Source organism: Enterococcus raffinosus (assembly GCF_001886185.1).
Classification (GTDB): Bacteria; Bacillota; Bacilli; order Lactobacillales; family Enterococcaceae; genus Enterococcus_A; species Enterococcus_A raffinosus.
On record NZ_JXLA01000026.1, the window covers coordinates 52,792 to 65,783 of the forward strand.

The 12,992-nt window shown below is 38.0% G+C and carries 11 protein-coding genes; 1 reads left to right on the plus strand and 10 read right to left on the minus strand.

Features of this window, described 5'->3' with window-relative positions; translation table 11 throughout:
• Positions 1-65: 65 nt before the first annotated feature.
• From uvrC to zapA, 5 genes are all read right to left on the minus strand, one after another.
• Positions 66-1,841, minus strand: coding sequence for an excinuclease ABC subunit UvrC (gene uvrC, locus RV13_RS14025; RefSeq protein ID WP_010744491.1), 1,776 nt, complete (start codon positions 1,839-1,841; stop codon positions 66-68).
• 242 nt (positions 1,842-2,083) lie between these two features.
• The gene (trxA, locus tag RV13_RS14030) at positions 2,084-2,398 is read right to left on the minus strand and encodes a thioredoxin (RefSeq protein ID WP_010744490.1); all 315 of its coding nucleotides are present in this window, start codon (positions 2,396-2,398) and stop codon (positions 2,084-2,086) included.
• Positions 2,399-2,514: 116 nt separating this feature from the next.
• Positions 2,515-4,875 (minus strand): endonuclease MutS2, encoded by a 2,361-nt coding sequence (locus RV13_RS14035; RefSeq protein ID WP_010744489.1) that lies wholly within the window; start codon positions 4,873-4,875, stop codon positions 2,515-2,517.
• Between the two features lie 60 nt (positions 4,876-4,935).
• Complete coding sequence (locus RV13_RS14040) at positions 4,936-5,484, minus strand: CvpA family protein (RefSeq protein ID WP_010744488.1); 549 nt, start codon at positions 5,482-5,484, stop codon at positions 4,936-4,938.
• Between the two features lie 12 nt (positions 5,485-5,496).
• Entirely contained in the window at positions 5,497-5,931 is a 435-nt protein-coding gene (gene zapA, locus RV13_RS14045) for a cell division protein ZapA (RefSeq protein WP_010744487.1), read from the minus strand.
• A gap of 134 nt (positions 5,932-6,065) precedes the next feature.
• On the opposite strand from zapA, the gene rnhC reads away from it, so the two are divergent.
• The gene (gene rnhC, locus RV13_RS14050) at positions 6,066-6,968 is read left to right on the plus strand and encodes a ribonuclease HIII (protein ID WP_010744486.1); all 903 of its coding nucleotides are present in this window, start codon (positions 6,066-6,068) and stop codon (positions 6,966-6,968) included.
• 44 nt (positions 6,969-7,012) lie between these two features.
• Here rnhC and RV13_RS14055 read toward each other — a convergent pair whose 3' ends face one another.
• The 5 genes from RV13_RS14055 to RV13_RS14075 form a co-directional block, all read right to left on the minus strand.
• Complete coding sequence (locus RV13_RS14055) at positions 7,013-8,203, minus strand: amidohydrolase family protein (RefSeq protein ID WP_010744485.1); 1,191 nt, start codon at positions 8,201-8,203, stop codon at positions 7,013-7,015.
• 106 nt (positions 8,204-8,309) lie between these two features.
• Complete coding sequence (locus RV13_RS14060) at positions 8,310-9,767, minus strand: amidase (RefSeq protein WP_010744484.1); 1,458 nt, start codon at positions 9,765-9,767, stop codon at positions 8,310-8,312.
• Positions 9,768-9,980: 213 nt separating this feature from the next.
• A complete protein-coding gene (locus tag RV13_RS14065; protein ID WP_010744483.1) occupies positions 9,981-10,640 on the minus strand; it encodes an amino acid ABC transporter permease in 660 nt (219 codons plus the stop codon).
• Complete coding sequence (locus RV13_RS14070) at positions 10,640-11,476, minus strand: transporter substrate-binding domain-containing protein (RefSeq protein ID WP_028020774.1); 837 nt, start codon at positions 11,474-11,476, stop codon at positions 10,640-10,642. Before RV13_RS14070 ends, RV13_RS14065 begins: the two co-directional genes overlap by 1 nt.
• 209 nt (positions 11,477-11,685) lie before the next feature.
• On the minus strand, positions 11,686-12,789 hold the full coding sequence (locus tag RV13_RS14075) for an alpha-hydroxy-acid oxidizing protein (RefSeq protein ID WP_010744481.1): 1,104 nt from the start codon (positions 12,787-12,789) through the stop codon (positions 11,686-11,688).
• Positions 12,790-12,992 lie beyond the last annotated feature (203 nt).

The window sequence follows — 12,992 nt, forward strand, 5'->3', positions numbered from 1 at the left end:
GCACTTTACATATAATACAAAAAAAGTATAGCATCCTTTACATTTAATGTAAAGGGTACTATACATTATTTCTTTTGCAATTCATTATAGGTGTTTTCAGCTACTACTTTTGGTAACCCCACTTTTTGTAGTTCATCAATTGAGGCTGCTTGAATATTCTTTAATGATTTGAATTCCTTTAACAACATTTTTTTTCGTTTCGGCCCGAGACCATCAATATTATCCAGCTTCGAGGCAAAGCTGTTTTTACTTCGTAATTGTCTATGAAAGGTGATGGCGAAACGGTGAACCTCATCCTGAATTCGTTGAAGCAGGAAAAATTCCTGAGAGTTGCGCTCTAACGGAACGACATTCAATTCTGGTCCAAAAAGTAGTTCACTTGTTTTGTGCTTATCATCCTTTGCTAAACCAGCAATGGGAATATCTATCCCTAATTGATTGGCTAACACATCTTTTGCTACATCTACTTGGCCTTTTCCCCCATCAATCACAATAAGATCTGGAAAAGGTAGACCCTCTTTCAGAACACGTGAATAACGTCGATAAATAACCTCTCGCATTGAGGCATAGTCATCGGGGCCCTTGACTGTTTTAATTTTATACTTACGATATTCTTTTTTAGCTGGTTTCCCATCAATAAAGACAACCATTGCTGAAACTGGATCCGTCCCCATAATATTTGAATTATCAAAGGCTTCAATACGAATAGGAGCTGGAATATTCATAGCATCACCCAGTTTTTCCACCGCACCGATTGTTCGAGCTTCACTGCGGCCAATTAAATCAAATTTTTCATTTAAAGCTACTTGTGCATTTTTTCCCGCCAACTTAACAAGTTTTTTCTTGTCACCACGTTGCGGCTGCAAAACTTTTGTGTCTAACATTGCTTCCACACTTACTTTATCGATATTATCGGGAATCAATACCTCTTTTGGAATAAAATGCTCATTCTCCTGATAAAACTGACCGATATATGTAAGAAAATCTTCCTCTGCATCGTTGTAAAAAGGAAACATCGAAACATCCCGTTCGATCAATTTCCCTTGGCGCACAAAGAAAACCTGGACACACATCCACCCTTTGTCAGTAGCATAACCGAATATATCACGATCAACTAAATCCGTATTCGTCATTTTCTGCTTCGTCATTACTGTTTCAATCGCTCTGATTTGATCCCGATATTCCGCAGCTTTTTCAAACTCCATGTCTGCTGCTGCTTGATTCATCTTCTCTTTTATTTGATCTTGAATCTCTGTGTGGCCGCCATTCAAGAAATTCTTTATCTCTTCTACCATATCTTTGTAAACTTGGGGATCAACGTGAAACGCGTAGGGACATAAGCATTGTCCTAAATGATAATAGAGACAAGGAGTTTTCTGTGATGGCTTGCATTTTCTCAGTGGAAAAAGTCGATCCAATAATTTCTTTGTTTCATTTGCGGCATTTACATCAGGATAGGGACCAAAATAATGAGCTTTATCCTTTAAAACCTTACGAGTAATCATTAATCGCGGATATTTTTCATTTGTAATTTTTAAAAAAGGATACGTCTTGTCATCCTTCAACATAATATTGTACTTAGGATCATTTTTTTTGATTAGATTAATTTCAAGCAACAAAGCTTCGATATTTGATTCTGTCACAATATATTCAAAATCCACAATCTCACTGACTAGTCGCTCCGTTTTAGTGTTATGACTACCTGTAAAGTAAGAACGAACACGATTTTTTAAAATTTTAGCCTTTCCTACGTAAATAATCGTCCCATTTTTATCTTTCATCAAATAGCAGCCAGGTTGATCTGGTAATAGTGCTAATTTATTTTTTATTCGTTCATTCATAAGTTGCTATCCTCCAAAGCTGCCTATAGTTAAACAATCCTCTTTAATAATCTGATTGTTACCAAGGTTTATTCCTACATTAATCTAAACGTTCAAAACTCTAGGGTAGCTACATAGCTACTTATATTCTTATCATGCATACTATCCTACTAAACAGCTTATAGTAAAATCAATCCTTTAGTACGAATAAAAACGTAAAAATTAAATTGAAAAAAGCTGGACATAACGTCCAGCTCATTTTCTTACATGTGAGCTTGGATAAGCTCTTTTAATTGATCCTTTGTGTGAACACCAATAACTTTGTCAACAACTTGTCCATCTTTTTTCAATACAAGCGTTGGAATGCTCATGATTCCAAATGATGCTGGAGTTTCAGGATTCTCATCTACATCCATTTTTACAACTCTGAATTCATCTTCGTCGTATTCTTCGGATAATTGTTCTAAGATCGGTGCTTGCATGCGACAAGGACCACACCAGGTTGCCCAAAAGTCGATTAAAACAAGACCGTTATCTGTTTCTTCGTTAAAAGTTTTATCAGTAACTACTTGTGACATTTGAATTCCTCCTATTTATAAATCGAATACCATAAAAACAGGTATTTCTTTTTCTTACTAAAAGTAGTATATCACGGTCGCATTTTCTTCGCTACTCTTCTGCTTACACTTGTAAACTATTTAAAAGTAACTACAGTTGCACCGCTTCCGCCTTGATTCGCCGGAGCAAATTCAAAGCTCTGAACATTACGATTATTTTTGAGATAATCTGTAATACCTTTACGTAAAGCACCAGTACCTTTTCCATGAATGATTCTCACTTGAGCAAAATTCGCTAAAAGCGCCGCATCAATATATTGATCAACTTCGGCCAGAGCTTCTTCGTACCGTTTGCCTCGCAAATCCAATTCTGGTTTCACACGAGCACTGGCTCCGCGTTGCACGCCTGTGACTACACGTTGTTTTGGTTCTTCAACAGGTGTAGTTAATGTCATATCGTCTTCGGAAACAGTCATTTTCAAAATTCCTAGTTGAACTTGCCACTCATTATTTCCAACCTTTTGAATTAACGTTCCGCGCTGACCATACGTTTCTACGATCACTTCATCATTTGGCTTGAACTGTTTCTTTGCCTTCGCTTTTTGTAAAACCTTATTTTTCTTTAATTGCTCATCTTGTTTTAAGTCAGCTAGTTGTGACTTTGCATCAATCAATTGGTGTTCTTTTATCGTTCCTTGACCATCCAACTGCATTTGACGAATATCTTTAATAATTTTTTCAGCTTTTTCTTCTGCTTCTGTAACAAGCTTATTTGCTTCTTTGCGCGCTTTTTCCATTTCCTTCTCACGCTCATCAAAGAAATACGTATAAGCGTTTTTCAAATCACGATAAAGTCTCTCAGACTCCTCTACATAGTGTCTAATTTCTAGGTATTCCGTCTCTGTAGCTTTACGTTGATTTTCTAAATCCGAAATCATTTCATTTAAGTCTTGGCTTTCCTCATCGATAATTTGTTTCGCACTTTCGATCACCAAAGGATCCAAGCCAAGTCGTCGAGAAATTTCAAAAGCATTGCTTCGTCCGGGTACCCCAATCAATAAACGGTAAGTTGGACTTAGTGTATCCACATCAAACTCCATGCTTGCATTAATTGTGTTTGAACGATTATAGCCATAAATTTTCAGCTCAGGATAGTGGGTCGTCGCCATCACATATGCTGATTTCGCACCAACTGCATCTAAGATCGCAATCGCCAAAGCTGCTCCTTCTTGAGGGTCTGTTCCAGCCCCAAGTTCATCAAAAAGTACTAAACTATGTTCGTCAATCTTATCTAGTATTGATACAATATTTGTCATATGAGAAGAGAACGTCGATAAACTTTGTTCAATAGATTGTTCATCACCTATATCTGCAAAAACTTCCTCGAAAATGCCCATTTCACTTTCTTCTGCGACAGGGATTGGCAAGCCTGCTTGTCCCATCAATTGTAAAAGACCAAGTGTTTTTAAGGAAATGGTCTTCCCACCCGTATTCGGTCCAGTAATTACGACAGCTTGAAAGTCTTCTCCAATCATCAGATCATTTGCCACCGCTTTTTCCTGATCCAATAATGGATGTCGAGCCTGCTTAAAGAAAACATGGTTTTCTTTATTGATAGTTGGAACAACTGCCTTTAAAGTTTTGGCAAATCGTGCTTTTGCATTCATTAAATCAAAACGTCCGAGAACATAAGCATTGTGTAAAATATCTTTACGTGGAGCAACTAACTCAGCGGATAATTCAGCTAAAATTCGTTCAATCTCTGTTCTCTCAGCAATTTGCTGTTGACGTAATCGATTATTTAATTCAACAACTTGCTTAGGTTCCATAAAAAGTGTTTGTCCTGAAGCGCTTTGATCATGAACAACTCCGCCAAAAATACCGCGATACTCTTGCTTTACAGGAATAACATAGCGGTCATTCCGCATGGTAATAAGACTGTCACTTAAATATTTCGCGTTTTTTCCACGAATCAAGCCGTCTAATTGCTCACGAATTGTTTGCTCACTCCGACGAATCTGATTTCGGATAGTACGCAGTTCTGATGAAGCCTCGTCTCGAACTCTTCCATCTTCTTCTATAGAACGACGTAATTTGCCACTTAATTCTGGTAGAGTCGTCAATTGCTCTTCCCAAAAATAAATTCGTAGAAATTCTAATTCACTGTCTTTTAAATCTTCAATAAAACGAACAAGTTCGCTAGTTGTTGACAGAACACGAGAAACTTCAGCTAATTCTAATCCATTAAGATTCGCACCGATCTCAATTCGTTTCATATGCGGCTTAATATTATTTAATTTAGGAATCGGCAGCCCACCCCGCAGTCGTTGGACTTTCATTCCATCTTCTGTTTCATCCAACCAAGCTTGAACAATATCTTCATCGCTAGAAGGCGTTAATTGTCGGATTTCTTCCTCACCTTGCTCCGTCGTTAAGTGTTGCTGAATCATTTTCATTACTTGGTCAAATTCTAATGTTTTTAGAATGCGTTCATTCATTTTTTCACCTTCTATACATAAATAAACCGAAACCTGTCAAACAGCGTCCCGGTTTTTACTTTATCCAATAATTTTTGTCACCCATAAGTTATCAAAATGAGAACTTAAAAATAGTGAATGCTCAACCATAAAGCGAGCATACCAACTACCCTCTAACTGATTTTGAATTAAGGCCATCGGTACGAAGCTGACTAATTTCAAAATCAAAAAAATAGACACATAACAAACAATCAATTGTAAAATTCCAGCAACAATGCCATCATACTGAGGAATGATCACCTTAAACAACAAATCTTTAAAGAAGATTGCAATTAAATGTGTCACTAACCATCCAGCTACTAAAATCATAACGAATGCAACTCCAGCATAAAAGGCCTTGTCCAGATTAAATGCTTGTTCAACTGAATAATAAATCATTTTAGAATTACTCGTAACGGATGGATAGGGAACAAATAGGTCTAGATGAGAACCTAATTGTTGATAATATATCCGTGCAACGATAAATGATAGTAAGTATCCAACAGTAAACACTATCTGATAAGCTGCGCCACGTCGATAACCCACATAAAAAGATAGCAGTAGTGCAAATAAAATTACCAATGTTAACATAGTATCCCTCACTTATTTATTTGCCGCTCTTTTTTGAATCTCACGTTTTCGATTTTCATTAACAATCTGTTGTGCTTCAACGTGATTCCGGATTGGAACATTTTCTTTTCCATTTTTCCGCATAATTTCTTTGGCTTCGGCTTCAATTGCTTCAATTTTCTTAATGCGATTTTCTAATTCCAAATTATGTGCAGCTTGTCCATCAAGCGTATACTGCTGCTTTTCCAGTTTCATTAACGCTTCTTGTTTTTTTAATTGATCTGAGATCGCATTTATCGCTAGCAACATCGCAGCTTTTTCTTGTGTGATTTCAGGGGATAATGACATGATCTCATTTAACTGCTCATTGACCAAAGCGGTAACCATATCCATATGTTGCTTGGATTCTTGTCCAATGATAGTATAAGTCTGACCGGCAACGATTGCCTTATAGCGATTTTGCGCCATATCGATCAACCTTCCTAATACAATTTTTTATTTACTCAGTTTTAAAAATACTAATATATTATATGCTAAAACCTTTCATATGTACAACTTTCATCAATTAAAAGCCAATTAACTTAAAGAAAAGAGAAAAATTTATGAGTTCTACTGTTTTAAAACTATCAAAAACTGAAATCCAAAAGCTGAAATCCTATTACACTGATTACTTGCTAAACAAAAAAGTCCCCTATAGTGAGTTTTCAGCAAAAAAGAATGGCACAAGCATCACCGCCTACACCTCTGGAAAAGTATTGTTTCAAGGAAACAATGCTGAACAGGAGGCCGCAAAATGGGGGAAATCAGAATCATCAACAGTAAAGAAAAGCACCAGTCTGCCCGAAAACTTTTCATCGCTATCCGTTCTCGGCAGCGATGAAGTTGGAAACGGCAGCTACTTCGGCCCCCTATGTGTCTGTGCAGCATATGTAGACAAAGAACACCTTCCCCCCTTAAAGAAACTCGGCGTGAAAGATTCAAAAATGCTGACTGATGATCAAATTCGTAAAATGGCAATTACTATTAAAAAGCTGATCCCATACAAATTACTAGTTGTTAATCCAGAAAAATACAATGAGATTCAACCAAAGTATAATGCGGTACGCATGAAGGTTGCTTTACACAATCAAGCCATTCGTATATTACTAGAAGAGATTGAGCCAGTTAAACCTGATGCAATACTAATTGACCAATTTACTTCAGAAGCCAATTACATGAAGTATGTTAAACAAGAAGCACAGCGTGTTAATCAAAAAATCTATTTTGTCACTAAAGGTGAACAATATCATCTAGCTGTGGCAGCTGCTTCAATCATCAGTCGTGCAAGCTTCCTTGAAGAATTAGACAAAGCTTCTGTTGAACTCGGAAGAAAAGTTCCTTCAGGTGCGGGCAAACCTTCTGATGAATTAGCTGCTGATCTGATACGTCAAGGAGGAACCGAATTATTAAGTAAATACGTTAAACTCCATTTCGCAAATACAGAGAAAGCGAAAAAATTAGTTTAACGGACTTTACCCGTCAAAATGCGCAAACATTTTGACGGGTAATTTTAGACTTCTGTTCCTGCAAGATAGACTTGCTGAACATTCCGGAGTGCCTCAATGTCGGAAGCAGCGTCACCAGTAACTACCAGAATATCTGCTTGTAAGCCGCTTTTCAATTCACCAGTAAGATGAGATAAATCAAAAATTTTCGCTGGATTTTGTGTAGCCGTCTGGATAGCTTCGATTGGCGATAAACCATATCGCACCATCAATTCTAGCTCTTCTACAATCGGGACACTTGGTGCTTCAAGCATTACCATGTCCGTTCCAGCTAAGATGGTTACTCCCTCATCGTAAATTGCTTTGAAGTTTTCTGAGTAAGCCTGAACCGAACTTTCGAAAAAATCCAAATGATGTGAATACGTTTCGGTTGATTGATTTGAATGATCAATGCCAACTTCTTGAACCTTTTGATTGTATTCTGCAAGAAAATGGTACGCAAACATTGTCGGAGTCCATGATTGGTGATTCTTCACCATTTGTTTTGCTTGCTCAACAGTTAAGAAATTTCCATGCTCAATCGTATCAAAGCCCGCATCAATACACATCTGAATTCCTGGTTGCGTTCCTGAATGTACCACACATTTCAAACCAAGACGATGTGCTTCGGCAACGCCCGCATCTAACTCCTCTTGTGTAAACTCACAAATGTCGTCACGATTTGTCGTTAATAACTTAATCCAATCGGCTCCATCTTTCTTTTGACGTCGAATCGTATGCCGTATATTTTCAACACCATCAACCTCTTCAATGCCATCTTCGTGACCATGACCTCCAGTTATGCATATTCCTCGATCGGTATGTAATATGCGTGGGGCTTTAACAAATCCTTTCTCAGCGGCTAGTCGAAGTGTTTCTAATAAAAATTGCGGCCCACAACAATCACGAATCGTTGTGACTCCCTTAGCCAAACACGTTTCTGCTTGCTTTTGTGCATAATAGGCAATCATAAAATCATTGTATCGATGCAAATCTGGCTGCGTCCAATAATAGCCAAGGTGGATATGGGCATCCATCAACCCTGGTAAAATAGTCCCGTTGCCATAATCTCGGATTTCGGCCTGTGGAAATTCTGCAGATAATTTTTCTGCCTTTCCTACAGCCTTAATCGTGTCATTTTCAAAAACAACACCACCGTCTTCAATGATTGTCTTCCCATCACCAGTGATTAACTTTTGAGCTTTTAATAAAATCATCTTTTCTCCTCCAATCGAAACGTTTTCATTTACTTAATCAAGTGTAACAAAACAACCCTCAAAATAGATAGTCCATTTTAAGAGTTGCTATGATTAGATAGGGTTTTTATTGATAATACTCTGGTAATTTAAAACCATACTCTGTTTCAAATAACTTTCCTACTTGTAGCAATAAATCTTCCCGTCCCCGTGCAGCCATAAATTGAATACCTAGGGGCAAGCCTTCTGAGGTCACATGTGTCGGTAAACTAATTGCCGGTTGACCTGTTAAATTTGCTAACTGAGTATAAGGGGTAATTTGTAAACTCTTCTCAAACATGCGATCAATTAAATGAAGAAGTTCCGACTCCGTTAGCGTAGCTGCTGCTTCAAGTGCATCCCGAACCTCATCGCTTACTAAATGATCACTCAACTTAGGCGCGGTCTCCGCGGTCGTTGGGGTCAAGAGCAGATCATATTTCGTAAATAATTCTTCCATTTTAAAAGCAGCGTAATCCCATTGATTCAAGGCATTTACAAAATGACTAGCTGGAATTTTTTTTCCATATTGATAGATTCCCCACGTCATCAATTCCATATCATTCTTTTCAACCGGTCGTTTCATGCCTTTTTCGATCCCTGAAAACATCGCCGCAGTTTCTGCACCGTTCATTAAGTAATAACTGGTGATTATCTCATTTCCATTTACTGGATACGAAATCATTTCTACTTGATGTCCCTTTTCCGATAAGAAATCCCGTGCTTGTTCCACTGCTTTGACTGCTTCATCAGAAACTGGCGAATCGATTGGAGAATCAATAATGACTGCTATTCGCAGTTTCTTTCCATGTGCTGCTTGAAAATGCTGCCAAGCTCTTTCAGGTGCTTGATAGGGTGCTGCACTATGGATACTGCGCATTCCATAGAAGAGTTTCTCCGTATCACGCATTGAAACAGTTAATGCAAAATCGATTGCCGCTCCTTGCCAGCCACGCCATCCGCTTGGACCAACTGGCATCACTCCTCGAGTAGGCTTTAACCCAATCAATCCGCAAAACGAGGCAGGGATTCGGATGGAACCGCCGCCATCGCTTGCTCCTGCGATCGGAACGATTCCGGATGCGACTGCACTGGCAGCGCCTCCGCTAGAACCGCCAGAATAATAGTCAAGATTCCATGGATTTTTGACAGAACCATAAATTTGAGCATCTGTAATATTTTTAAACCCAAATTCAGGTGTATTTGTTTGAGCAAAAGGGATCAAGCCATTTGCCACCAATTGATTAGTAAAATTACTACTATGACTTGCATGATGTTCTCGTAATAACTTAGAACCTGATGTGCTTAGCCACCCTTTCTTTTCTTGCCCCAACATTTTTAATGGGATCGGTAGACCAGCAAACGGACGGTCCAAAATATTATCTAGTTTTTCATATTCTTTAAGTGCCTCTTGCTCCATTATCGTTACAAAAGCATTTAGAGCTGAATTTTGTTTAAGAACCCTTTCTTCAAATTTCTTCAATAATTCTTGAAAGCTTATTTCTTTTTTTCGCAGCAATTCTGCCCAATATAAACCATCTTTCATTAGCGACACCTCGTTTTATGTTTTATTTATTATCACAAATTTTTTTGGATAATACTAGCAGCTGATTCTTAGAAAGAGGTAGAGGAATAAACCACTGAATTCAATCATTCTATATTAACACTTGCTGATGATGGTTGCGTTAGAAAGTCATCACCGCTGATTGAAACTTAGATTAAATAAGAACCCACATTGGATTTGTGAGTTCTTACTTTATCATATATATTTTTTTTGAAAATGAATTTCCAAACGTTTCTGAATATTGCCAACAATAATACAAAGCAGCCAATATATAATCGCTACTAAAATATACATAGATAAATAATCAAATGTTCGTCCGCCTACGATTTTAGCTTTTTGAAAGATGTCTGGTACGGTGATCATAGCAGCTAAGGAAGTCCCTTTTACTAGATCCATCGCAACGTTACTTAAAGCCGGAATAGAAATTCTCATCGCTTGAGGTAGAATAATGTAGCGCATCGTTGGAAAAAAACGATTTCCCAAAGCATTCGCAGCATCCCATTGACCTTTATTTACGCCTGCAATTGAGCCACGATAGATTTCACCGATAAACGCACTACTGGTCAAGCTAAAACAAATAATTGCCGCGGCCACTGCATTTAATTGGTAAGGCAAACCAAAGTACAATAAAAATAGTAAAACCAATGCTGGTGTTCCACGCAAGAAAGACAAGTAAAAACGTACAAAAAGCTGAAGGGGTTTCCAAGATATAAACCCTAAAATAGTTACAATTATTCCAAGAAAATTCCCAAGCAGAAAGGCTGCCACACTAATCCCTAACGTGTAGCCTAATCCGCTTACTATAAATGGAATAGATTCTATCATTAAATTGATATCAATTGTAGGGATATACATTAATCTGGTGAAACCTTTTCTGTTACTTCTTGTTTCGGTTTTACTGAAACATCTGTTCCAAAGTACTGTTCAGCTATTTTTGTTAAAGTCCCATCTTCTTTTAAATCCTTCAACGCATGATCAATTTTAGTTTTTAACATCTTATTTTCTTTTTTGAAAAGAAAACCAGTTGTATTTGCATTGAAGTAGACATCTTCTAAAATTTTTACGGGGATATCAGGTAACGCTGCTACGGACATTTTTTGCAGATAGTAGTCATTTAAGATCACATCTGTCCGGCCGTTTGCCACATCCGTTAAATATTGATCATTCGTAGCATTGTCGTAAGTAACTGCTTTTGCACCATATTTTTCCGCAAGTTTCATATAGCTAGTATTCGGTTCGCCTGCAGCCTTTTTCCCTTTTAAATCATCTAAAGAGTGAATGCCTGAGTCATCGCTTTTCCTAACGATCATGCTATCAAAAGAATATTTGATCGGGGATGAAAGAGAGAATTTTCCCGAACGCTCTTTAGACATGCCAAAGTCGTTGGCAGCAAAGTCGGCTTCCCCTCGATTAACTGCGGTAACTTGTCCATCGACATTATATTCCTTGAATTGAATTTTCAAATCTAGTTTTTTCGCTATCTCTTTGGCAACATCTACATCATAACCAACTAAATTGTTCTTATCATCGTAATAGGATGACGGAAATAGTGTTCCCGAAGTCGCCACAACGATCTCTTTTTTGTCCTCAACTTTTTCCCAACTCGCATCCTCTTTTGCTTGACCATTTCCGCATGCAGTCAAAATAAATCCTGCGGCAATAAGTGTCACACCTATCATCCATTTCTTCAATGCTCTTTCACCCATTCCTTTAAACATATTTTTTTATTGCTTCTTTACTTATAGCATATAAAAAACACATGTTAATAGAAAGTTGCCTATGAAAAACAGGATATAATACAGATATGACCAATTTCAATGTGTGATAAAACACCTCCTAAAATAACGAGATCTATTTTTAAAGAATAACTAGTTTCCGACTTTTATTCGTTTAAGGGCTTCTATAAATACCTATTTTCTCTTAATTCTATCTTTCGTATGTCCTCAATTGTTTGTGTTCCTGCCAATTGCATCACCATCTCCAATTCCTTCTTGAAAAAATCAAAGACTTGCTGCACACCAATAGAGCCGCCAAGTGCTAAACCATAAATGACAGGACGACCTATCGCAACCAAATCAGCGCCAGATGCCAGCGCCTTGAAAACATGCTGGCCGCGACGAATGCCGCTATCAAAAACAATCGGAGCTCTGCCTGCCACAGCTTTAGCCACGTACTGCAAGGAATCAAAGGATGCCGGACCGCCATCAAGCTGACGCCCACCATGATTCGAAACCCAAATACCTGAGGCCCCTGCTCCAAGTGATCGTTCAACATCTTCTTCAGATTGTACCCCTTTTACATAGACAGGTAGTTCAGAATATCGAGCGATAAATTCTACATCTTTCGCGCTAAGTTTTTGTTTTGATGAACCATATACAGCATCCATGGTTTGTCCGATCCCTGATTGATACGCTTGAACAATTGGCATTGCTAAAGGGAAAGTGAAGCCATTTCTCCGATCTGTTTCACGATTTCCTCCCACGGTAGCATCCGCAGTCAGAACGATCGCCTTAGCGCCATTTCTTTTTGCCATATCTAAGATATCACGATTTATCCCATCGTCTTTACTCATATAGAATTGAAACCATTGAGGCGCTTCCTTTCCTCCAGCTTGTCGAATCTCCTCTAACGTACAGGAAGCATAAGAACTTGCTGTATAAATTGTACCGAAGCGAGCAACACCCTTTGCAGAAGCCTTTTCTGCGGAAACATTAGCCAATCCATGAGCTGCAACAGGAGCCATAATTATCGGTGCTGCTAACTCAACATTATCAAACGTTGTCTTCGTATTAGGTAATTCCACATCTCTTAATACATGCGGAATAATCAATTTATGATTAAAAGCCTTTTCATTTTCCTGATACGTAAAGATATCCCCTGCACCACTGCTGATATATCCATACCCGCCTCTAGGGATAACCTCTTTTGCAGCTTCTTCCAGGTCAAACATATTAATAAAATCGATGGCACCTTCTGCAGTGCTCGCCTGATAAATCTTTTCCATCTAAATCCCCACCTTCGATTTGATAACGTTTACAAATTCAATGTTACCCTTCTACTTAATTAGTGACAAATGATCTGTTTATCGATTATTTTTAGTAGTAATCTATAAAAATATTCTTTCCTATTGACGTTTTATTCCGGTGGAAACAAAAAAAGAACCCTAAAAAGGATTCTTCCAGACTGTAGACAAAGTCCATTTTATGG